Raw genomic sequence first — 20,055 nt, forward strand, 5'->3', positions numbered from 1 at the left:
GAGAGACCATGCCCAAGGATTTCGAAGAGACCGGCGTTCTGGACCACATCGGCAAACTGTCCTCGGCGGAGGATATCTTTACCTATCTGCTGCTGCCCTTCGAGCAGGAGGTGGTCAACGTCTCGCGGCTGCACATCATGAAGCGCTTTGGCGGCTATCTGCGCGACGCCAGCTTTGACGGGCTGACCGAGGAAGAGGTGTTCCTGCAGGCGCGCGGACTGCTCAAGCAGGCCTATGCCGACTTCCTCGAAAGCACACCGCTGAAGGAAAAGGTCTTCAAGGTGTTCCGCGACGAAGAGGCGAAGATGAAGGCGCGCTTCGTCGGCCTCGACACGCTCAAGCTGGGCGCGCAATGATCCGCGCGGCGCGCCTTCTTGCGGTGCTGGCCGCCTGCGTTCCGGCGCTGGCGGCGGCCGATCCGATGGTGCTGGCTGCGGCCTCGACCAGCCGCGCGCTGGATGCGGCGTTGCAGGAAAGCGGCATCGCGGCGGTCACCAGCTACGGCGCCTCTGGGATGCTGGCGCGGCAGATCGAGCAGGGCGCGCCAGCGGATATCTTCGTCTCCGCCAACCCCAAGTGGATGGCCTATCTCATCGAGCGCGGGCTGGTGGCCGAGGCGGATGTCTCGGTGCTGATGTCCAACCGGCTTGTGCTGATCGCGCCCGCCGGGGCAGCTCCGCTTGCCCCCGAGCAGATCGGCGCACGGCTTGCCGGTGAGAATTTCGTCATGGCCGATCCCGAGACCGCCCCGGTGGGCAGCTACGGCAAGGCCGCGCTCGAGACGCTTAAGGTCTGGGACAGGATCGCTCCGGCCTTCGTGCCGACACGCAACACGCTCGCCACCGTCGCAGCGGTCGCCTCGGGCGATGCGGCGTTGGGGCTGGTCTATGCCTCGGATGCCGCCGGTCAGCCGGGGGTGCAGGTGGTCTGGGACATCCCCGAAGAGAGCCACCCGCCCATTCGCTACCTTTTGGCACCGCTGGCGCAGGGCGAGGACGCAGAAGGCGGCGCGGCGCTGCGCAGCTATCTTGGCAGTGCCGAGGCGGCGGGGGTGCTGGCCGAACATGGCTTCATCGCATTGGAGGGCGGCACATGATGCTCGAGCCCGCAGAACAGGCGGCGCTGCTGCTGTCGCTCTCGGCCTCGGCGCGCGCGGTGCTGTGGTCGCTGCCGCTGGCGGTGGGCCTTGGCTGGCTGCTGGGCACCCGGCGCTTTCCCGGCCATGCGGCGCTGAACGCGCTGGTGCATCTGCCGCTGGTGCTGCCGCCGGTGGTGCTGGGCTATCTGCTGCTGCTGGCGTTGGGGCGGCGCGGCCCCATCGGCGCGCCGCTCGAGCAATGGTTCGGTCTCCGCATCGCCTTTTCCGAAAGCGCTGTGGTGATCGCCTGCGCCGTGGTGGGCTTTCCGCTGATGGTGCGCGCCATCCGCCAGTCCGCCGAGGCGCTCGACCCGCGCTTTGCCCGCGCGGCGCGCTCGCTGGGCGCGTCGGAGGTGAAGATTTTCGCCACGGTCACCCTGCCGCTGATGGCGCCGGGGATCCTGACCGGGCTGACGCTGGCCTTTGCCCGTGCGGTCGGCGAGTTCGGCGCCACCATCACCCTTGCGGGCAATATTCCGGGTCGCACCCAGACCCTGCCGCTGGCGCTGTTCACCGTCACCCAAAGCCCCGGCGGAGAGGCCGCGGCGACCCGGCTTTGCCTGCTGTCGCTGGCTCTGGCGGGGGCGGCGCTGCTGGCATCCGAGGCGGTATCGCGGCGGCTCACATGGCAACAGGAGGCACGGGCATGATCATGGGGTCCTCGCACCGCAGGCGGCGGCACGCGCGTCCGGGGCTGATCGAGATCAGCCTCAAGCACCGGCAGGGCGATTTTCTGCTCGACGTTGATCTGCTGCTCGAAGCGCGCGGCGTGACCGGGCTCATCGGGCGCTCGGGGGCGGGCAAATCAACACTCTTCTCCTGTCTCGCCGGGCACATCCGGCCCTCGGGCGGCTATATCAGCCTCAACGGACGCAGCCTTTTCGACGCGGCGACGGGCCTGTCGGTCGCGCCCGCGCGGCGCGGCATTGGCGTGGTGTTTCAAGATGGCGTGCTGTTCCCGCATATGAGCGTCGGCAAGAACCTTGCCTATGGCGCCAGCAACGTCGGCACGGGTTTTTGGGATGAGGTGATCGACGCGCTGGAGCTACGCCCGCTGCTGCGCGCCCGGCCCGGTCGGCTGTCGGGCGGAGAGCGGCAGCGCGCGGCGATCGCGCGGGCGCTGATGGCCGAACCGGAATTGCTGCTCCTCGACGAGCCGGTCTCGGCGCTCGACCTGGCGCTGAAGGCGCGCACTCTGGATCTGATCGCCGAGGTGCAGGCCCGCACGCAGGTGCCGATGATCTTCATCAGCCACGCCCCGCAAGAGGTGCGGCGCCTGTGCAGCAAGGTCATCACGCTTTGCGATGGGCGGGCCGAGGTTGCGCCGGTGCCGGTGGCGGGCGCGGTGCATGATCTGGTGCCGCTGCGTCTGGCGTCGGTGGGGGCTGGGGCACGCGCGGGTCTGGCGACCGGCGGCTGAGGGCGAAGCGCAGCGCCGAGGGGGGCGACGATGATCCTATGTTCCTGCACCTGCCTCGATCAACGCGCGGTGCAGGCGGTCGTGCGCGAGATGCTCCACGAGGACCCGTGGACGGTGATCACTCCGGGCCGGGTCTTTCACCGCGCCGGGCGGCGCATGGAATGCGGGCGCTGCTGCCGGCTCGTCAACACCGAGGCGCAGCGCTTCCGCCACAAGCTGGGCTACGGCTCGGATGAAACCACAGAGACGAAAACCGCAATCAGGGAAGGTACATTATGAAGGGCAATGCAAAGGTCATCGATTATCTCAACAAGGCGCTGCGCTCCGAGTTGACGGCGGTCAACCAGTATTGGCTGCATTACCGGCTGCAGGCCGATTGGGGGCTGCAGAAGATGGCCGCCAAGTCGCGCGAGGAAAGCATCGAAGAGATGGGCCACGCGGACAAGCTGATCGACCGGATCATCTTTCTCGAAGGTCATCCGAACCTGCAGGTGCTCGACCCGCTGCGCATCGGCGAGACCCCGAAGGAAACGCTCGAGGCCGATCTCGAGGCGGAATACGGCGCACGCGCGCTCTATAAGGAAGCCCGCGAACTCTGCGAGGCCGAGGGCGATTACGTCAGCAAGAACCTCTTCGAAGAGCTGATGACCGACGAGGAGGGGCATATCGACTACCTCGAGACCCAGCTCGAGCTGCTGGGCAGCATTGGCGATGCGAATTACGCGCAGCTCAATGCCGAGCCGTCGAACAGCGTGCCCGAGGAATGAGCGGGCGTGCCCCATCTGGCGTGGTGGGCGGTGCCGGAGACGGCACCGCATTTATCACCCGCGCCCGCCGTCGCCGCAGATTTGCGCAGGCGAGCGTTGCGACGTCGCGGCAGATGGGGCGCAGCGCAACCGTAGCGGCGGCAGCGTGATAGGAATCAAGCCATGGAACTGGTCCAGACGCTTTCGACACGGCAGACCATGCAGATGGGGGGGCAGATGCTGCACTCCCTGTCGATCCTCGGCATGGCGTCCGAGGACCTCTCGGAGCATCTGGCCGAGCGCGCCGAGACCAACCCCTATGTCTCCTATCGTCCGCCCGCCGCCTTTGTCGCGCGCGGCGGCGATGATTTCGACGCGGTGGCGGCGCTGGCGGCGGATCGGCCAAGCCTGATGTCGCATGTGGTGGGGCAGATCGAACTGGCCTTCCCGGCGCCGCAGGACCGGATGATCGCGCTGCGCTTTGCCGAGGCGCTGGAGCCCACGGGCTGGCTGGGGCAGCCGGTCGAGGCCGTGGCGCTGCAGGCCGGGGTGCCCAGCCTTCGCGCCGAGCAGGTGCTGCGCGCGCTGCAGGGGATCGAGCCTGCGGGGCTGTTTGCCCGCAACCTTGCCGAATGCCTGCTGATCCAAGCGCGCGAGGCGGACCTGCTGACATGGGAGGTCGAGACGCTGCTGGCCAATCTCGATCTGGTCGGCGAGGGGCGCATCGCCGAGCTTGCGGTGCTGTGCGACTGCGAGCCCGCGGATGTGCCCGACATCCTGTCACAGCTCAAGGGGCTGGACCCCAAGCCGGGACTGGCCTTCGATCACGTGGCGGTGCCGGTCTTCCCGCCCGATATTCTTGCCGCCCGCGGCGAAGACGGCTGGACGGTCGAGCTCAACCGCGCCACCACTCCGAAGATCACCGTTCAGGAAGAGCGCGGCGTCGAGGGCGACACCGCCGAGGCCCGCCGCGCCAACCGCAAGGCGCTGTCGGAGGCGCGGGCACTGGCGCTGGCGCTGGAGCGGCGCGGCGACACCTTGCTGCGCACCGCCGCCGTGCTTGTCGCCAAACAGGCCGCCTTTCTTGATCGTGGCGCGGCAGAGGATCTGGTGCCGCTCACCCTCGAAGACGTGGCCGGAGAGCTTGGGCTTCACGCCTCGACGGTCTCGCGCGCCATCTCGGGGCGGATGATCCAGACCCCGACACATGCGCTGCCGCTGAAGGCGTTCTTCTCGCGCGCCGTCTCATCCATGGCAGGGGCGCCCGCCGTCTCGCGCGACAGCGCGCTTTGCTTTGTCGAAACCACCGTGCGCAATGAGGACAAGACGCAGCCGCTCTCGGATGACGCGATTGTCGAGCTTGCCGAGCGGGCCGGTCTGCGGATCGCCCGGCGCACCGTGGCCAAATATCGCTCCATGCTGGGGCTCGCCTCGTCTTACCAGAGGCGGCGTGCCGCGGTGGCTGAGTAGGGGGCCGAGTAGGGGGCCGAGTAGGGGCGGCCGAGTCCGGGTGCAGTGATTCTGTCGGGTATCCGTGAGATGTGACCTATTGATGACCCGAACCGCTTTGAGCTGCGTTTTTCTGACGGAAACGGCGCGCGGCTGCTGCAAGCTTGGGCATCGGGCGGGCTGCTGCGTGGGCGAGAGGTATCCTGTTGCCGCTGCCGTGCGAAAGCCCCTCGGATTCTGCCTTCAGTTGATAGAGTGCTCGAACGGACGCCGGGGAGAGGAGCCCCGATACGCGCCCGTTGAAGACGACATCTGGGAGGACGTCACTTCAGGAGAGGGCTCGACATGATCTCTACGACCACGCACGACCCAAGAAATTCCGAGGCGACACACATGCCTGCTGGCCGTGGCGCGGCCGAGCGGCACGCGCTCGATGCGGTCTTCGAGATCGCCAAGTCTTTTGCAACGGCGCCCGATCCGATCGACGTGGTGCCGGACATTTTAAATGTTCTTTCATCTTTCCTCGATCTGCGACACGGGGTTCTGGCCTTGCTGGCAGAGCCCGGCAGCGCGCCGCCCCCCGGCACGGTGAACCCCTATCATATCGCCGCCACCGCTTTCGTGCATGACGAGAGCATGCCGATCGCAGAGGTGATCCCGGACAAGGTGGTGCAGATGGTGTTCCGCTCGGGGGTGACGCTGGTCTCTTTCGATCTGGCCGATGAATACGGGCCGGACGCGGTGCCCACGCGGCTGCGGGACTGCGGGCAGACCTTGGTGGCCGTGCCGCTGCGCGACCCCGAGCGCAGCCAGTTCGTGCTGGGGGTGCTTTGTGCCTTCCGCAGCCATGACAGCGATCTCACCGGCGCCTCGGATCTGGATGTGCGGGTGATGACGATGGTGGCCGCGCTGCTCGAACAGGCGCTGCGCTTCCGCCGCCGCATCGCCCGCGACCGCGAGCGCGCGCTGACCGACACGCGGCGCATGCTGCAAAGCGTCACCGACGGCCGGACCCGGCAGCGCCCGCCGGTCAACATCGACGGCATCGTCGGCGACAGCCCGGCCATTGCCGATGTGATCGCGCAGGTGAAACGGGTGGCCGGAACCCGTGCCCCGGTGCTGCTGCGCGGCGAAAGCGGCACCGGCAAAGAGCTGTTCGCCCGCGCCGTGCACACCGCCTCGGACCGGGCGCGCGGGCCGTTCGTGCGGGTGAACTGCGCCGCGCTGTCGGAAACGCTGTTGGAGTCGGAGCTTTTCGGCCATGAGAAGGGCGCGTTTACCAGCGCCGGGGCGCTGAAGAAAGGACGGTTCGAACTGGCCGACAAGGGCACGCTGTTCCTTGACGAGATCGGCGAGATCTCGCCCGCGTTTCAGACCAAGCTTCTGCGGGTTTTGCAGGAGGGCGAGTTCGAACGGGTCGGCGGCACCAAGACGATCAAGGTCGACACGCGCATCGTCGCCGCCACCAACAAGGATCTCGAGCGCAGCGTCGCCGAGGGCAGTTTCCGCGCCGATCTTTATTTCCGTATCTGCGTCGTGCCCATCGTGCTGCCGCCCCTGCGCGACCGCAAGAGCGACATCCGCCCGCTGGCGCAGCTGTTCCTCGATCGGTTCAACCAGATGAACGGCACCAGCGTGGTGTTCGCGCCCGATGCCTTCGAGACGATCTGCAAATGCAGCTTCCCCGGCAACGTGCGCGAGCTGGAAAACTGCGTGAACCGCGCTGCGGCGCTGTCGGATGGCGTGGTGGTGCTCGGGCAGGAACTGGCCTGTCAGCAGGGCACCTGTCTGTCGTCGGAATTGTCGCGGCTACAGGAAGGCGCGGCCTCGCCGATTGGCGGGCTTGGTGTGGGGCGGGTGGTGACACCCACCGTGCGGCGCACACCGCCGCCGCCGCCCGCACCGCCCGTGGCCAGCAGCCCCGACGACACCTTGGGGTATCCGCGCCGCAAGACCGCCAATACCGCCCGCGAAGATCTGATCGCGGCGATGGAAGAGGCGGGCTGGGTGCAGGCCAAGGCCGCGCGGCTGTTGGGTATGACACCGCGGCAGGTGGCTTACGCGCTGCAGAAACACGGCATCGAGGTGCGCAAGATCTGATCCCTCCCAAGCGCGCCTATGGCGGCCCGGTCCGAAACGGATCGGGCCGTTTGCGTTCGCCAATCCCTGCCTAACCACGCGCGTTTGTAGGGCCACGGCGCTTGGGATGTTGCAGGCTTTGTGCCCTTAGCGACATCCGGCGCGACAATCGCCCGCCGGAATGTCGCAAAACCCAAGGCCCCGGCGTTTGGCACGGCGCTTGCTGAAAGACATGGAAACGCTCCGAACCTCCAGCATGAAGGAAACGCGCGCATGTCCAATGTCATTTCGATCGGCGACCTCTCGGTCGGCTCCAAGGATACGCTCACCAAGGCGATGGAATCCGAAGGCTGCTCCTCCTCGGCCTGTGGCTCCTCCGATGCGCCCGAGGATATGGACCCGGCCACTTGGGAAAAGGTGAAGGATCACCCGTGCTATTCGGAAGAGGCGCATCACTACTTCGCGCGCATGCATGTGGCCGTGGCGCCCGCCTGCAACATCCAGTGCAACTACTGCAACCGCAAGTACGACTGCGCCAATGAATCCCGCCCCGGCGTGGTCTCGGAACGGCTGACGCCGGAAAAGGCCGCGCGCAAGGTGATCGCCGTAGCCAATGAGATCCCGCAGCTTTCGGTGCTTGGCATCGCCGGGCCGGGTGACAGCGCCTACGATTGGAAAAAGACCCGCGAGACCTTCCGGCTGGTCCATGAGCAGTTGCCCGACATCAAGCTGTGCCTCTCGACCAACGGTCTGGCGCTGCCCGATCACGTGGATGATCTGCTCGACATGAACATCGACCATGTGACGCTGACGATCAACATGATCGACCCCGAGGTCGGCACGAAGATCTACCCGTGGATTTTCTGGGACCACAAGCGCCGCACCGGGCTCGAAGCCAGTCAGATCCTGCACGAGCGGCAGATGCAGAGCCTCGACATGCTGCACGAGCGCGGCATCCTCGTGAAGGTCAACTCGGTGATGATCCCCGGCATCAATGACGAGCATCTTCTTGAGGTGAACAAGGAGGTGAAGAAGCGCGGCGCATTCCTGCACAACATCATGCCGCTGATCTCGGCCCCCGAGCATGGCACGGTCTTTGGCCTCGAAGGCCAGCGCGGGCCGACCGCCGCCGAGCTGAAGAAGCTGCAGGACGCCTGCGCGGGCGGGGCCAACCTGATGAAGCACTGCCGCCAGTGCCGCGCCGATGCGGTGGGCTTGCTGGGCGAGGATCGCGGGCAGGAGTTCACCATGGATCTGGTGCCCGACGAGGTGACCTATGATCCCTCGAAGCGCGAAGCCTACAAAGAGTGGGTCGCCGAAGAGCGCGGCGAGCGCCGCGCCGCCGCCGAGGAAGCCAAGGCCGAAACGCAGGCCGCGGTGGCGGGCGATGCCGGTGCGATGCTGATCGCGGTAGCCACCAAGGGTGGCGGGCGGATCAATCAGCACTTCGGACATGCCACCGAATTCCAGATCTTCGAGGTGGATGCGGACGGCGTGCGCTTTGTCACCCACCGGCGCTGCGACAATTACTGCGTCGGCGGCTACGGCGAAGAGGACAAGCTCGATCTGGTGATCAAGACGCTCGAAGGGATCGACACGATCCTCGTGGCCAAGATCGGCGACTGCCCGCGTGAAGACCTCGAAGCCGCCGGGATCGAGGCCATTCAGGACTACGCCTATGAGTACATCGAGACCGCGGTCTCGGCGGTCTACCGCACCAAGGCGGGGCTTCCCGCCGCTGAAATCGCCTGACCGCAAGTTCCCCCGGAGGGCGCAGCCCGCGCCCTCCGACAGCCGTTCGCATCAGGAGTGAGCACGCCATGGCCCTGACCATCGTCCAGAGCAATTGCACCGTCTGTGGTGCCTGCGAGTTTGAATGCCCCAACGCCGCGATCCGCTTCGAGGATGACACCTACATCATCGACGCCGACCTCTGCACCGAGTGCAAGGGGCACTACGATATCCCGCAATGCGCCGAGATCTGCCCGGTGCCGGAAACCTGCGTGCCGGCCTGAGCATGCCCGATGGACCAGAGCCTCTCGACTGGCAGGGCGCGCCGCTTGACTGCACGGACTGCCGGTTTCGTGCCCGGCTGGCACCGGGGCGCTGCGGGCTGGGTTGGTCCTGCCTGCAGGACCGTTATGCCAAGCGGATCGAGCGGTTCTTTCTGCTCAACCGCGATCTGGCCGACGAATGCCTGACGCACCCTTACTTCGAGGTGCGGATGAATGCCGCAAGGGTGGCCTCGGTCTTTCGCCTGCCGCGGATGCTGTCGGACCCGGATGCCGGGGTGCGCGCCATGGCGATCCTGCGCCTGCCCAGCGTGCAGGCGGCGCGGCGGGTGCATGATCCGGACCGGCGGGTGCGCATCGCCGTGGCGCATCGGCTCGATGTGGACGCGCTGGTGGCGATGGCTGACGACGCCGACAGCTACGTGCGCAGCATCGTCGCACGGCGCGCCGCGCCGGGAATGCTGCCGGTGATGCTCGGCGATGACGACCCCGAGATCCGCCGCATCGTCGCGCGGCGCATCGGCGAGGGCTGGCTCGACCGGCTGCGGCTTGATCCCGACCCGCTGGTGCGCCGCGAGGCGGCGGCGCGCTGCCCGGCGCCCTTTGTCGGGGACGCGGACATGCGGGTGCGCCACACGGTCGCCGAAAATGGCACCACCGCCGAGGCCGAGGCGCTGCTCGACGATCCAGAGGAAATCATCCGCGAGACCGCCCGCGCGCGGCTCGCCCAGCTGAAGGAGAATGCCTGATGTCTACCGATGACCGCGAGATCGAGGTCTACCGCGACCCGGCCTTCGAGCCGGGCGACAAGGTGATCTCGAAAAAGAACGTCAAGAACGATGGCACCATGGCCGGGGTCGAGATCGGCGAGACCGTGGTGCGCAAGGGCGACGAGGGCTACGTGCGCGATATCGGCGTGTTCCTCCAGCAGTTCTATATCTACGCGGTCGATTTCGTCGGGCGCGGCAGCATCGTTGGGATGCGCGAACGCGAGCTTATTGCGGCCGACCCGGACGCGTCGCGCCGGGTGGACGACCCAAGCGCGCTGCAATCCCACATCGTCACACGCACCAGCAGGGAGGCGGCAGAATGAAGGTCATCATCCGCGAAACGCCGAAGGGGCTCGAGGCCTATGTGCCCAAGAAGGACCTCGAGGAAATGGTCGTCGAGACCGAGAACGAGGGGCTCTGGGGCGGCTGGGCCCGGCTGTCGAACGGCTGGGTTTTTGCCATGCCCGCCTTTGACGAACCGCCACGTCTGCCGATCACCGTGGACGCGCGCCGCCTGACCACCGCCGAGGAGGAGTGAGCCATGTCGCCCTATGACCAGCTTGAACAGGCGATGATCGAGGTCGCCGCCGGACGTCGCATCGCCTATCTCGGCCCCGAGGTCTCGGCGCTCTCGGGCGGCAGCGCGCCAAGCTCTCCGGCTGCGCTCTGTGCGCAGATCGAGGCGCAGGTGCGTGCGCCGCGCCGGGTGCAGGGCAACCTGTGGTCGGTTGCGCAATATGTCGAGAGCCGCAAGTTCCGCGCCACGCTCGACAAGCTGGTGCAGGACGCCTTTGCCGGAGATACGCCCGGCTCCAATCCGGTGCACGACTGGCTGGCGCGGGTACGCCCCTCGATGGTGGTGGACACATGGTATGACGACGGGCTGCTGCGCGCCTTCGATGCCGCAAGCCAAGGCACCGAAGATTGGGGGCTGGTGCAGGGCGTCAGCCGCAATGGCGAATGGATCGACATCTTCACCCGCGCCTATGACAACACTGGCGCCGAGGTCGAAGCCGCCGATCCCGCGTGGAAGACCTTGATCTACAAGCCGCACGGGCTGGCGCGCAAGGGTGGCTCGATGCTGATCTCCGACAGCGATTACGTCGAGGTGCTGACCGAGATCGACATCCAGCGCCCGATCCCCGAGGAGGTGCAGCGCCGCCGCACCGGCACGCCCTTCCTGTTCCTCGGCTGCCGGTTCGATGACCAGATGCTGCGCATCTTCGCGCGGCAGATCGCCAAGCGCTCGGGGCAGGGGCATGTGATCGTCACCCCCGGCCCGCTGAGCCGCATGGAGGCGCGCTTTGTCGAGGAGATGGGTGCCACATGGCTCGACCTGCCCGCCGAAGCAGTGGCCGAGGCGCTGTCGGTGCCCGAGGGCTGAACAGCGCCCGCCCGCTTGGGCCCGGCCCCCGCATGCGCGGCCTTTTGAGCTGTTGCCTTCAGCCCGTGTAGTCCGCGTCGGAGACCTTCTCCAGCCATGTCACCGGGGTGCCGTCGATGCTTTCCTGAATGGCAATGTGCGACATGGCAGTATCGGGCGATGCGCCGTGCCAGTGTTTCTCGTCGGCGGGGAAGAAGACCACGTCGCCGGTTGTGACCTCTTCGATCGGGCCGCCTTCGCGCTGCACCCGGCCGCGGCCAAAGGTGATGATGATGGTCTGTCCCGCCGGATGGGTGTGCCACGCGGTTCGGGCGCCGGGCTCGAAGGTGACATGGGCACCGCTGGTGCGGCCCGGCGCGTCAGCTTGGAACATGGGGTCGATCCGCACGGTTCCGGTAAAGTAGTCCTCGGGACCGGGGGCGGAGGGCGTGCTGCCAGCTCGGATGATCTTCATGGAATGTCTCCGTTGGTGAGGCGGCGGGGCCGTGGCCGCGCCGCGGGATTTCAGTCTGCGCGGCTCTCGAACACCTGCCGCGCCACGGGCATCGCCGAGAACACCTTGGGCCAGCCCGCATAGAAGGCAAGATGCGAGAGCATCGCGCCTGCCTCGTCCTGCGTCAGCCCGTTGTCCATCGCGCGGTTCAGGTGAAAGGTCATCTGCTCGGCTTGGCCGGCGGTGATCAGCGCGGCGACGGTGACCATGCTGCGGTCGCGGGGCGCAAGGGCCGGGCGCAGCCAGAGGTCGTTGAACAGCAGCTCGCGCGTGGTGTGGACGACGCCGAGGCTAACATTGGCGAAATTGGACTGAACCGTCTCTTCCCGCGCGGCTTCGGCCTCTGCGTCCAGCGGCAGGAGATCGGGGGCGAGAGCGGGCAGCTCTTCGGTGGTCACGCCGCGCGCGTCATAGACCGGGGCCATGGCCTCGGCAGCTGCGGTGGCGTTGCCCCAGCCGGTGTAGAACGCGAGATGGGTGATGGTTTCCGACAGTTCCGCCGGGGTCACGCCCGCGTCGAGTGCCAGTTCGGTGTGAGGGCCGAGCGTGTCCGCCTCTTGGCGTGTGACCAGCGCCGCGAAGGTAACGAGCGCGCGGTCGCGCATCGAGAGCGTCTCATCGGTCTAGACCGAGCCGAAGAGGTCTTCGGTGGCATAGGCGGCGAGGGCCGGAGCCACCGCATCGGCGGCGGCAGGAAGGGTCCGGGCAATGTCCTGCGCCGCGGCGGTGGTGCTGGCGAAAGCGAAGGCGGAGGCAATGATCTGGGTTTTCATGGGAGCATCCTTAGTATCGGGGACTTGGCGAAGTGGCGGGGACCGGTCGCACCGGTCTCCGGTTGCAGGCATTCGGTCTCAGCTGCCGTAGTCCTCGTCGGTCACGAGCTCCCCCCATGTCACCGCGGAGCCGTCCTGAACCGCCTGGATCGCGTAGTGGGTGACAGAGGTTCCTGCTGTCGCGCCGTGCCAATGGTTTACGCCAGCCGGAGCGAACACCACATCGCCGGTGCGCATCACCTGTTTGTCCGCACCTTCTTCTTGGTACCAGCCGGTCCCTGCGGTCACGACGAGATATTGGCCCACCGGATGCGTGTGCCACGCCGATCGGGCGCCGGGCAGGAAGGTCACTTCACCTGCGCTGACATCGTTCATCTCGGGGCCGAAAACCGGCGCGACGAAGACCGTGCCGGTGAAGGTCTCGGGGCTGCCGATCTGGCCGCCCCGCTCCAGAGGCGTGGTCTGCGTCATCTGCTGGGCGAGGGCTGCGGGGGCGGTGAGGCTCAGTGCAAGCGCGGCGAGGGTCATCTTCATTGGGGCGTCTCCTTGATCGGGAAAGGGGCGATGAGACCTGCCCCACATTCGGGGGCAGGCCCGGGGACTTACGCGAGATGGCCTTTGAAAAACGCCTGAAGGCGGTCGAAGGGGATGATGTTCTTCTGGTCGTAGAGATCGCAGTGATCCGCACCGTCGATGATCACCAGTTCCTTGGGGTCGCGCGCCGCGGCATAGGCGTCTTCGCTGAAATAGCGGGAATGCGCCTCGGACCCGGCGATGATCAGCGCCGGACGCGGCGAGATTTCATGGATGTAGGTGAGCTGCGGCATGTTCATGAAGGACATGGCCGAGGTGACGTTCCAGCCGCCGTTCGAGTTCAGCGAGCGCGGGTGATAGCCGCGGTCCGTCTTGTAGTAGGCGTGATACATGGCGATTACCGGGTTATCGATGCCGTCCAGCGTGTCGGGCAGACCACCGGCCAGCTTCGGAGCCTCCTCCGACGCGGCGTCTTCCCAGCGTTGCAGGCTCATGGCGGTCAGCGCCTCGGTGCGATCTTCCTCGGTCATCGCATCGAAATAGCCGCGGGCGTTGACCCGGCTCATGTCGTACATGGACGTCACAGCCACTGCCTTGACCCTCTTGTCGGGCGAGGCGGCGTTGAGCGCCATGCCGCCAAAGCCGCAGATGCCGATCATACCGATGCGGTCGCGGTCCACCGCGTTCTGCAGGCCAAGGAAGTCGACCGCGGCCATGAAGTCCTCGGTGTTGATGTCGGGCGACGCGACGTAGCGCGGCGCTCCGCCGCTTTCGCCGATGTAGGAGGGATCGAACGCCACGGCGGCAAAGCCGCGCTCGGCCATCTCCTGAGCATAGAGGCCCGCGGCCTGCTCCTTGACGGCGCCGAAGGGGCCGGCGACCGCAAGGGCCGGAAGAGGCGCGTCGCCGCGGTCTTTCGGCAGGTAGAGATCGCCCACCAGCACGATGCCGTAGCGGTTGGTGAAGCTGACCTTGCGGTGGTCGACGCGGTCGCTCTGCGGGAAGGTCTTGTCCCACTCGGTGGTCGCCTGCGCCAGTACGGCTTCGGCGCTCAGCGAGGCCATGCCAAGAGCGGCGGCGCCCATTCCGGCAGTCAGCAGCAGCTCGCGGCGGGCGGGGTTTTGGGGATCGGTCGGGGTGGTCATCTTGAGAACTCCGGTTCGGATGTGTCGTCTGCCCTCCAATCTGGAGCTGCCCCCGGGGCCGGATAAGGTCGCTTGGCCTTATCGTTGCTATGAGCTGGATTCATGCTTGGGCGGCGCTTTTCCTTTGCGTCAGGCTGTTCGTTGCCCCAGAACACCGCGAGCAACAGAAGGAGCGCGCCATGGACCGTGAATTGCTCGGCGATCTTTCGACCCTGCTTGCCGTCACCGAAGAGGGCAATTTCACCCGTGCCGGGCACCGTCTCGGCGTGTCGCAATCCGCCGTGAGCCACACGATCCGGCGGCTCGAAGACAAGATCGGCGTGCGGCTGCTCAACCGGAGTGCGCGGAAGGTGACCCCCACCGATGCGGGCGAACAGCTTCTCGCGGCGCTGCGCCCCAGCTTTCAGCAACTCGGCAACCGGATCGAGGAAATCCGCACGCTTGGCGAGCGTCCCTCCGGGCTGGTGCGGGTGACCTCCAGCGTGCCCGCCACGCGCGACATCCTCTGGCCGGTGGCCTCGCGACTGGTGCGCGACTATCCCGACGTGCGCATCGAGATCAGCAGCGAAGGCCGGCTTTCTGACCTTGCCGAAGACCGCTCTGACTGCGCAATCCGGCTCGGCGAGCACCTAAGCCCCGACATGATCGCGGTCCCCGTAGGGCCGCAGCTGGAAATGGCAGCGGTCGCCAGCGCGGACTACCTCGCGCGGCGCGGCACGCCGACGCACCCCGACGATCTTGATGCCCACGACTGTATCCTGATGCGGCATCGATCCGACGGGCCGGTCTATGACTGGGAGTTCGAGATCGAAGGCACTGAGGTGGTGAAGAAGCTGACCGGTCCCTTCATCCTGAACGACCCCGGCCTCGTGATGGAAGCGGTGCGGGCTGGTCACGGGTTCGGCTACCTGCCGCTGCCGGAAGTCCGCGCTGACCTCGATACCGGACGTGTGCGCAGGGTCCTGGCGGACTTCTGCCCGCCCTTCGACGGCTACCATCTGTGCTACATGGGGCGGCGGAATCTTAGCTCGGCTCTACGGCTTTTGATCGACCGGCTACGTTCGGCACGATCATGACGTGTGCTCATGGAAGTGATCTTCGGGTCACCAGAAATGACGGCGTCGTTTGGCTGAATGCGAGGGTGCGACGCCGAAACGCTGCTCGCTGCCAGCACTGGCGCTCAGGGGACATTGTAGCAGATCAAGCCGTCTGATCTCTGCAGCGAAGCGAACCGGCGAAAGGCATCTGGCGTGGGCTTCGCTGCCTACAGCACAAATGATCGCTCACGGCCTAAATGTGGGGCGTGACCCTGCAACTCATAGGTCAGGGAATACAGACCTTGAGTAGGCAGATGGAGAATGCCGAGGGCGCCTGAGCGGTATTTTCATTGGCCTAAATGGTGCAGGGGAAAAGCGTTGCACCGGATGTTGGACCTAAGCCCCCTTCTGTTCCCTCATCTACACCGAGACGTTTGCGCTTGATGCCTTTGAGACATCTCCGGTGGTCTCATCACAGCGCTCTGCAATGGACCAGGATCAAAGTCTCCGGGCGCTGTTGTGCGCCCGGAGCGGCTAGAGGCACCGCTTTAGGTGAAGATCATATCATCGTCGGTGCCGTCGATCTGGACCACGAAGTCCGTGTCAGGAAGTCCGGCGGCAACGTCCCCATCCTCCGTCGGGCCAGTTTCGGTCGCGCCGAGGGTGAAGGCCAGTTCGAAGTCGTCAACGTCGATCGCCTGTTCGACCGAGATATTGTTGATCCGCAGCTTGTCGTTGCCGTCGAGACCTGCGATTGCGAGATAGATCTCGTCAAAGTCGATGCCCGGATCGATGAGAGCAGTCTTAACCGTGGTGAACGGGTCCAATTCAAATATGCCCGTCGCGAAATCCGGATCCGAGTCCGGGTCGGGACCATCCGGTCCATAAGCCTCCCACACCATATAGAGCGGCGCGGTGTTGCCGATGCCACCGCCGACCGGATCAAGCTCAAGCGAGAATGCCGAAACGGTTCCGGGGCCGGGGGTGGTGATCTTGATGGCTTCAAGCTGCTCTATGTTGCCGTTGCCGACACCGATGCCGCCCGCATTGTTGGGATTGAGGAAGTAGGAGCCGTCTCCGAACTCTGTGTCCCATGTGCCCGCCAGATCAGCCAAATCATTAACCGATCCACCGTCAAAGATGATACCTGAAGGCTCTTTGGTTTCTTCGGGCCCGCCGGGGTTCACTCCGCCACCGAAGTCCAACGGGATCAGGTCTGTCGGCGCATCCTGCAACAAGGTGAATAGATAGCTTGCCGTGGGATCAGTGTCGTTGATCTCCAACGTGTAAAGCGACTCGCCATCGAACTCCCCGCCGCTGATGGTGCCGGTCACGGTCATTGTCGCGGCATCATAGCTCGATGACACTGTGACCTCGCCGCCAGCGCTGTCGCCGTTGGTATCATACCAAGTAAAGTCCGAAGGCACGCTGGTCACGCTTAGCGTGGAGAGATCGGCCCCGGGGTAATAGTCGAACGTATCTGTACCGGTTGCGCCGTAGACGAGTTGCAGAACGCCTTCGATCGGGTTGTCGACATCGTTGTCGTTGTCTTCATCTGGGGTTGGCAAGTCTCCGAGGAACGGATTGTCATCCATCACGTCGATGGTCACCGTCAGGGCCTGGGAGCCGCCGTTGCCGTCAACCACATAGAGGTTAAAGATGTCCTGAGGTGAACCGCTGTTGTCGTCATGGTCAGCCGGATTGGTATGCAGATAGGTCACCGTGCCATTGGCGTTCAACGTCAGTGTGCCGTAATCTCCGCTCATCGCGCTGGTGTTGGACCCGGCGGCGTCTTGTGCGAGATAGGGGCTGTCGCCCGTGTCGACGTCAGCGATATTCAGGTCGATCGTCTGCGAGATGTCGCTGTTCCCCCCGATGTCCGGAATACCATTCGGTTCCGGCTGCGTACCCGTTGCCAGACCGCGCTCCCAGACTGTGGCTGATCCGTCCGTGCCGGTCGGGTCATCGTTCTCGCCTTGGATTTCGATAACCACAAGAGCGTCGTCGCTGGAACTCAGGGCTCCGTCAAAGGCGGTATATTCAAAGGCGACATAGGCAGAATCTCCAACCGAAAGGTAATTGAAACTGCCTTGCGGGTCGTAGCTGAAGCTGCCGTCGGAATTGAATACGATGTCTCCGGTTCCGGTGGCATCAGAGTTCGCTTCTGCCACTCCCGAGGCGTTGGAGTGGTAGACGTCGGTCTTGAGAACCGCGCCGAGAATGTCATTTTCTGGATCGCTGTCATTGTCCAGAACCCCAATGCCGCCGCCGGGCGTGTCATCGGCATTGAACAGTGTCAGACCGCCTTCTTCTGAAACGGTATAGCTGTCATCCGTCGCCGTAGGTGGCGTATTCGTTGGACCGACAACCACGGTGACCGTCGCTGTGTCGGTTGCACCCCACTGATCGGAAATCGTGTAGGTGAAGGTGTCCACGCCAATGAAGCCGGCATCAGGATCGTAGCTTACAGTGCTGCCATCCGTCGTGACACTGCCGTTGGCACCATCGGTGGTGCTCATGATGTGGATTGTGTCGCCACCGCTATCAGCGTCGTGATCCGTCTCGTTGTCGAAAGTGTCTATGTCGAAGTCATTGGCCAGCACGTCGATCACGGTGGGGCCTGAATCATTGTCGATCACCGAGCCGAAGGTGTCATCGACCGCCGTAGGATCATCGTTGACCCCGGTAATGGTGATCGTCACAAGTTCGGAAGTGGTTCCTTCGCCAGTCGTGTACTCGACGGTGAAAGTGTCGGTCACTGTCGCGCCCCAGGCGAGGGAGTCAAAGCCATATGCGAGCAAGATGTCGTCGCCATCGTCCGCATTCCGGATCTCATCACCCGTGTTGTCGACATAGAGCGGCAGGAGATAGTTCGTGTCGTATGTGAAGATCCCGTTTGCCTTGAACTTGAACAGCGGGTTCACAGGGTTGCTGGTGACAAAACCTTTTTCCCCCGGCCCAAATTGAACATTCAAGTTTCCGGAAAAGTTCTCAGATACGCCTATGTTTGGGTTACCAAGTGCCATGCCGATCTCCAATGGAAATGCTTATGGAAACTGGCGGCTGCAGTAAAGCGCGTTCTCATTCGACATTACCTCAGGGTGAGGTGCGAATAATGGTGATTTAATTTTTCATGATATTGAGATTAGCGCACCCGAGAATTACCGCGCCGACAGGTTCTTTTGAAATTGGGTTAAGTGGAATAAATTTGGCCTCCTGCAATAATTCTTTGCTACCGGTCTCGAATGAGAATAGGTGCTAAGAGCGGTACTCGCCGGTTGGAAACTAGAACGAGTAAAGCTCTTATAATTCTGGAAAAGGAGAAAATTGCGCTGCTCGTCGGTCGAAACTGCGAGCTGCGCAGCACCATGAAAGCGTCGCGCAAAGAAAATTCTTACGGTCAAATTAACTCCGGCGGTGACAGATAAGCTGACCATAGAGAATTGGGTCTGCGAACGACTCACCAATCTGAGGTCTTACTTTTAACATAAAGTGTCTGGATTTTCACGTGGTTTCGCAAATTTATCGAGTGTCTACCTTGAGTTGTTTGGCGCAATCATATTGCAGCTTTTAGGCCGGGCATTGACTTTCTCGACTGTGGAGCTTTCAAGCAGTGTTGGCGTGTCGAAATCTTCATCGCAATCGACAAAACGCCTGCCTTGCAGCCTGGGAAGCAGACTACTCGAAGGGACGAGCCGGGCCAGGTGGAGTGTCGGTGTTCTGTCAGCGCAGATGTGCTACACCGTAGCGATCCAGTATCGAAATTCCCGGTGAACTTGGGTAAACCCCGGAAATCCACGCATCGCGTGCTAGAAGGGGCTCGCCCGGAGTTGAGGTCAAGGTGTTGAAAAATAGAGTGGAATATGCAGCCCGTTTGAGCGTCGCGCCCATGATGGATTGGACCGACCGGCACTGCCGGTATCTGCACCGTATCCTGTCGCGCGAGAGCCTGCTTTACACCGAGATGGTCACGTCGCCGGCGCTGGTGCGCGGCGGGGCGTTGCATCTGCTCACTTATGATCCGTCGGAGCATCCGGTGGCGCTGCAGCTTGGCGGCTCGGACCCCGAGGAGCTTGCGCAGGCGGCCAAGCTGGGGGCCGAGGCAGGCTATGACGAGATCAACCTCAACTGCGGCTGCCCTTCGGACCGGGTGCAGTCGGGCACTTTTGGCGCGGTGCTGATGAAACACCCGCAGTTGGTCGCCGATTGCGTCGCGGCCATGCGCGAGGCGGTGGACGTCGAAGTGACGGTGAAATGCCGCATCGGTGTCGACGAGCAGGAGCCGCGCGAGGTGCTGCCCGAGTTTCTGGAAAAGATCGCCGCAGCGGGCTGCACGCGGGTCACCATCCACGCGCGCAAGGCGTGGCTGCAGGGGCTCAGCCCCAAGGAGAACCGCGATATCCCGCCGCTCGATTACGAGCTGGTGCATGAGATGAAGGCCGCCTTCCCGCAGCTCCATGTCTCGATCAACGGCGGAGTGCGAAGCCTCGATGAGGCCGAGGCGCATCTGGCGCGGGGCCTCGACGGGGTGATGATTGGCCGCGCGGCCTATCACCAGCCGTGGGACGTGCTGGCCGAGGCGGATGCGCGTATCTTCGGGCGGGACGTGGAGACCGTATCGCCGGATGCGGCGGTCGCCGCCATGCTGCCCTATATCGAGCGCCATATCGCGTCGGGCGGGAAGCTGCATCAGATCACACGGCACATGCTGGGGCTCTATGCGGGGCGTCCCGGCGCGCGCAAATGGCGGCAGGTGCTGTCCGAAAAGTCGACGCGCGACGGCGCTGGCCTTGAGGTGATCGGAGAGGCGCAGGGCCGGATGCGCGACGCCGCCGCTTAAGCCTCGCCGCTGCGGCGTCCGGCGCGGCCGCCGCGGCGCTGGCGCAGCAGCGCCTTGCGTTCGGGCAACGCGTCCATGATGGCGCGGCGTTCCTCCGGCGTGTAGCCGCCCCAGCCCGCGATCTCGTCGAGCGTGCGCAAACATCCGGTGCAGAGCCCGGCCGCGCGATGCACCACGCAGATATTGATGCAGGGGCTTTCTATGGGGCTCTGATTGCGCGCATCGCCGGTCATCG

23 protein-coding genes are annotated in these 20,055 nt (G+C 64.7%); 16 read left to right on the top strand and 7 right to left on the bottom strand.

Annotation, left to right across the window (positions count from 1 at the left end; all coding sequences use genetic code 11):
- Positions 1-8: 8 nt before the first annotated feature.
- The 14 genes from nifW to AYJ57_RS00335 all read left to right on the top strand — a co-directional run bounded on the left by nifW (position 9) and on the right by AYJ57_RS00335 (position 10,998).
- Positions 9-356 carry a nitrogenase stabilizing/protective protein NifW gene (gene nifW / locus AYJ57_RS00270; RefSeq protein WP_066099588.1) on the top strand — a complete coding sequence of 116 codons (348 nt, stop codon included), beginning with the start codon at positions 9-11 and terminating at the stop codon, positions 354-356.
- Entirely contained in the window at positions 353-1,096 is a 744-nt protein-coding gene (gene modA, locus AYJ57_RS00275) for a molybdate ABC transporter substrate-binding protein (protein ID WP_066099591.1), read from the top strand. Before nifW ends, modA begins: the two co-directional genes overlap by 4 nt.
- A complete protein-coding gene (gene modB, locus AYJ57_RS00280) occupies positions 1,093-1,788 on the top strand; it encodes a molybdate ABC transporter permease subunit (protein WP_066099593.1) in 696 nt (231 codons plus the stop codon). Before modA ends, modB begins: the two co-directional genes overlap by 4 nt.
- Complete coding sequence (locus AYJ57_RS00285) at positions 1,785-2,558, top strand: ATP-binding cassette domain-containing protein (protein ID WP_066099596.1); 774 nt, start codon at positions 1,785-1,787, stop codon at positions 2,556-2,558. The genes modB and AYJ57_RS00285 overlap by 4 nt, the downstream gene beginning before the upstream one ends.
- Before the next feature lie 30 nt (positions 2,559-2,588).
- Complete coding sequence (locus tag AYJ57_RS00290) at positions 2,589-2,837, top strand: hypothetical protein (RefSeq protein ID WP_066099598.1); 249 nt, start codon at positions 2,589-2,591, stop codon at positions 2,835-2,837.
- Positions 2,834-3,325 carry a bacterioferritin gene (bfr, locus tag AYJ57_RS00295; protein ID WP_066099600.1) on the top strand — a complete coding sequence of 164 codons (492 nt, stop codon included), beginning with the start codon at positions 2,834-2,836 and terminating at the stop codon, positions 3,323-3,325. Before AYJ57_RS00290 ends, bfr begins: the two co-directional genes overlap by 4 nt.
- A gap of 162 nt (positions 3,326-3,487) precedes the next feature.
- A complete protein-coding gene (gene rpoN, locus AYJ57_RS00300) occupies positions 3,488-4,774 on the top strand; it encodes an RNA polymerase factor sigma-54 (protein WP_066099603.1) in 1,287 nt (428 codons plus the stop codon).
- A 372-nt stretch (positions 4,775-5,146) separates the two neighbouring features.
- Positions 5,147-6,853, top strand: a complete 1,707-nt coding sequence (gene nifA, locus AYJ57_RS00305; RefSeq protein ID WP_066099606.1) for a nif-specific transcriptional activator NifA — start codon at positions 5,147-5,149, stop codon at positions 6,851-6,853.
- A gap of 252 nt (positions 6,854-7,105) precedes the next feature.
- On the top strand, positions 7,106-8,584 hold the full coding sequence (gene nifB / locus AYJ57_RS00310; RefSeq protein ID WP_066099608.1) for a nitrogenase cofactor biosynthesis protein NifB: 1,479 nt from the start codon (positions 7,106-7,108) through the stop codon (positions 8,582-8,584).
- A gap of 68 nt (positions 8,585-8,652) precedes the next feature.
- Positions 8,653-8,847, top strand: coding sequence for a 4Fe-4S binding protein (locus tag AYJ57_RS00315; protein WP_066099609.1), 195 nt, complete (start codon positions 8,653-8,655; stop codon positions 8,845-8,847).
- The gene (locus AYJ57_RS00320; protein ID WP_237220169.1) at positions 8,802-9,593 is read left to right on the top strand and encodes a 4Fe4S-binding leucine-rich repeat protein; all 792 of its coding nucleotides are present in this window, start codon (positions 8,802-8,804) and stop codon (positions 9,591-9,593) included. The genes AYJ57_RS00315 and AYJ57_RS00320 overlap by 46 nt, the downstream gene beginning before the upstream one ends.
- Positions 9,593-9,937, top strand: coding sequence for a nitrogen fixation protein NifZ (locus AYJ57_RS00325; protein WP_066099615.1), 345 nt, complete (start codon positions 9,593-9,595; stop codon positions 9,935-9,937). Before AYJ57_RS00320 ends, AYJ57_RS00325 begins: the two co-directional genes overlap by 1 nt.
- Complete coding sequence (gene nifT / locus AYJ57_RS00330; RefSeq protein ID WP_066099617.1) at positions 9,934-10,152, top strand: putative nitrogen fixation protein NifT; 219 nt, start codon at positions 9,934-9,936, stop codon at positions 10,150-10,152. The genes AYJ57_RS00325 and nifT overlap by 4 nt, the downstream gene beginning before the upstream one ends.
- Before the next feature lie 3 nt (positions 10,153-10,155).
- Positions 10,156-10,998, top strand: a complete 843-nt coding sequence (locus AYJ57_RS00335; protein WP_066099619.1) for an SIR2 family NAD-dependent protein deacylase — start codon at positions 10,156-10,158, stop codon at positions 10,996-10,998.
- A 58-nt stretch (positions 10,999-11,056) separates the two neighbouring features.
- On the opposite strand, the gene AYJ57_RS00340 is transcribed toward AYJ57_RS00335, so the two are convergent.
- The 5 genes from AYJ57_RS00340 to AYJ57_RS00355 all read right to left on the bottom strand — a co-directional run bounded on the left by AYJ57_RS00340 (position 11,057) and on the right by AYJ57_RS00355 (position 13,943).
- Positions 11,057-11,452 carry a (R)-mandelonitrile lyase gene (locus AYJ57_RS00340; RefSeq protein ID WP_066099621.1) on the bottom strand — a complete coding sequence of 132 codons (396 nt, stop codon included), beginning with the start codon at positions 11,450-11,452 and terminating at the stop codon, positions 11,057-11,059.
- A gap of 50 nt (positions 11,453-11,502) precedes the next feature.
- A complete protein-coding gene (locus AYJ57_RS00345; RefSeq protein WP_237220170.1) occupies positions 11,503-12,096 on the bottom strand; it encodes a carboxymuconolactone decarboxylase family protein in 594 nt (197 codons plus the stop codon).
- 18 nt (positions 12,097-12,114) lie between these two features.
- Positions 12,115-12,264 (bottom strand): hypothetical protein, encoded by a 150-nt coding sequence (locus AYJ57_RS26300; protein ID WP_237220171.1) that lies wholly within the window; start codon positions 12,262-12,264, stop codon positions 12,115-12,117.
- Between the two features lie 78 nt (positions 12,265-12,342).
- Positions 12,343-12,798, bottom strand: a complete 456-nt coding sequence (locus AYJ57_RS00350; RefSeq protein WP_066099623.1) for a (R)-mandelonitrile lyase — start codon at positions 12,796-12,798, stop codon at positions 12,343-12,345.
- Between the two features lie 68 nt (positions 12,799-12,866).
- Complete coding sequence (locus AYJ57_RS00355) at positions 12,867-13,943, bottom strand: alpha/beta hydrolase (RefSeq protein ID WP_066099625.1); 1,077 nt, start codon at positions 13,941-13,943, stop codon at positions 12,867-12,869.
- A gap of 179 nt (positions 13,944-14,122) precedes the next feature.
- On the opposite strand from AYJ57_RS00355, the gene AYJ57_RS00360 reads away from it, so the two are divergent.
- Positions 14,123-15,019, top strand: a complete 897-nt coding sequence (locus AYJ57_RS00360) for a LysR family transcriptional regulator (protein ID WP_066099627.1) — start codon at positions 14,123-14,125, stop codon at positions 15,017-15,019.
- A gap of 509 nt (positions 15,020-15,528) precedes the next feature.
- Here AYJ57_RS00360 and AYJ57_RS00365 read toward each other — a convergent pair.
- On the bottom strand, positions 15,529-18,006 hold the full coding sequence (locus AYJ57_RS00365; RefSeq protein ID WP_157373883.1) for an Ig-like domain-containing protein: 2,478 nt from the start codon (positions 18,004-18,006) through the stop codon (positions 15,529-15,531).
- Between the two features lie 863 nt (positions 18,007-18,869).
- Here AYJ57_RS00365 and dusA point away from each other — a divergent pair.
- A complete protein-coding gene (gene dusA, locus AYJ57_RS00370; protein ID WP_066099631.1) occupies positions 18,870-19,820 on the top strand; it encodes a tRNA dihydrouridine(20/20a) synthase DusA in 951 nt (316 codons plus the stop codon).
- On the opposite strand, the gene AYJ57_RS00375 is transcribed toward dusA, so the two are convergent.
- Positions 19,817-20,053 (bottom strand): DUF1289 domain-containing protein, encoded by a 237-nt coding sequence (locus AYJ57_RS00375; RefSeq protein ID WP_066099633.1) that lies wholly within the window; start codon positions 20,051-20,053, stop codon positions 19,817-19,819. The genes dusA and AYJ57_RS00375 overlap by 4 nt on opposite strands.
- Positions 20,054-20,055: the final 2 nt, after the last annotated feature.

This window comes from Salipiger sp. CCB-MM3, from assembly GCF_001687105.1.
Lineage (GTDB): Bacteria > Pseudomonadota > Alphaproteobacteria > Rhodobacterales > Rhodobacteraceae > Salipiger.

Excerpts from the sequence above, each read along its gene's own strand:
- nifA (WP_066099606.1), top strand. The coding sequence starts at position 5,147 with ATGCCTGCTGGCCGTGGCGCGGCCGAGCGGCACGCGCTCGATGCGGTC.
- AYJ57_RS00345 (WP_237220170.1), bottom strand. The coding sequence starts at position 12,096 with ATGCGCGACCGCGCGCTCGTTACCTTCGCGGCGCTGGTCACACGCCAA.
- AYJ57_RS00340 (WP_066099621.1), bottom strand. The coding sequence starts at position 11,452 with ATGAAGATCATCCGAGCTGGCAGCACGCCCTCCGCCCCCGGTCCCGAG.
- nifW (WP_066099588.1), top strand. The coding sequence starts at position 9 with ATGCCCAAGGATTTCGAAGAGACCGGCGTTCTGGACCACATCGGCAAA.
- modA (WP_066099591.1), top strand. The coding sequence starts at position 353 with ATGATCCGCGCGGCGCGCCTTCTTGCGGTGCTGGCCGCCTGCGTTCCG.
- AYJ57_RS00320 (WP_237220169.1), top strand. The coding sequence starts at position 8,802 with ATGCGCCGAGATCTGCCCGGTGCCGGAAACCTGCGTGCCGGCCTGAGC.
- AYJ57_RS00285 (WP_066099596.1), top strand. The coding sequence starts at position 1,785 with ATGATCATGGGGTCCTCGCACCGCAGGCGGCGGCACGCGCGTCCGGGG.
- nifT (WP_066099617.1), top strand. The coding sequence starts at position 9,934 with ATGAAGGTCATCATCCGCGAAACGCCGAAGGGGCTCGAGGCCTATGTG.
- nifB (WP_066099608.1), top strand. The coding sequence starts at position 7,106 with ATGTCCAATGTCATTTCGATCGGCGACCTCTCGGTCGGCTCCAAGGAT.
- rpoN (WP_066099603.1), top strand. The coding sequence starts at position 3,488 with ATGGAACTGGTCCAGACGCTTTCGACACGGCAGACCATGCAGATGGGG.
- AYJ57_RS00365 (WP_157373883.1), bottom strand. The coding sequence starts at position 18,006 with ATGGCACTTGGTAACCCAAACATAGGCGTATCTGAGAACTTTTCCGGA.
- AYJ57_RS00350 (WP_066099623.1), bottom strand. The coding sequence starts at position 12,798 with ATGAAGATGACCCTCGCCGCGCTTGCACTGAGCCTCACCGCCCCCGCA.
- bfr (WP_066099600.1), top strand. The coding sequence starts at position 2,834 with ATGAAGGGCAATGCAAAGGTCATCGATTATCTCAACAAGGCGCTGCGC.
- AYJ57_RS00360 (WP_066099627.1), top strand. The coding sequence starts at position 14,123 with ATGGACCGTGAATTGCTCGGCGATCTTTCGACCCTGCTTGCCGTCACC.
- AYJ57_RS00335 (WP_066099619.1), top strand. The coding sequence starts at position 10,156 with ATGTCGCCCTATGACCAGCTTGAACAGGCGATGATCGAGGTCGCCGCC.
- AYJ57_RS00290 (WP_066099598.1), top strand. The coding sequence starts at position 2,589 with ATGATCCTATGTTCCTGCACCTGCCTCGATCAACGCGCGGTGCAGGCG.
- modB (WP_066099593.1), top strand. The coding sequence starts at position 1,093 with ATGATGCTCGAGCCCGCAGAACAGGCGGCGCTGCTGCTGTCGCTCTCG.
- AYJ57_RS00355 (WP_066099625.1), bottom strand. The coding sequence starts at position 13,943 with ATGACCACCCCGACCGATCCCCAAAACCCCGCCCGCCGCGAGCTGCTG.
- AYJ57_RS00325 (WP_066099615.1), top strand. The coding sequence starts at position 9,593 with ATGTCTACCGATGACCGCGAGATCGAGGTCTACCGCGACCCGGCCTTC.
- AYJ57_RS26300 (WP_237220171.1), bottom strand. The coding sequence starts at position 12,264 with ATGAAAACCCAGATCATTGCCTCCGCCTTCGCTTTCGCCAGCACCACC.
- AYJ57_RS00315 (WP_066099609.1), top strand. The coding sequence starts at position 8,653 with ATGGCCCTGACCATCGTCCAGAGCAATTGCACCGTCTGTGGTGCCTGC.
- dusA (WP_066099631.1), top strand. The coding sequence starts at position 18,870 with ATGATGGATTGGACCGACCGGCACTGCCGGTATCTGCACCGTATCCTG.
- AYJ57_RS00375 (WP_066099633.1), bottom strand. The coding sequence starts at position 20,053 with ATGACCGGCGATGCGCGCAATCAGAGCCCCATAGAAAGCCCCTGCATC.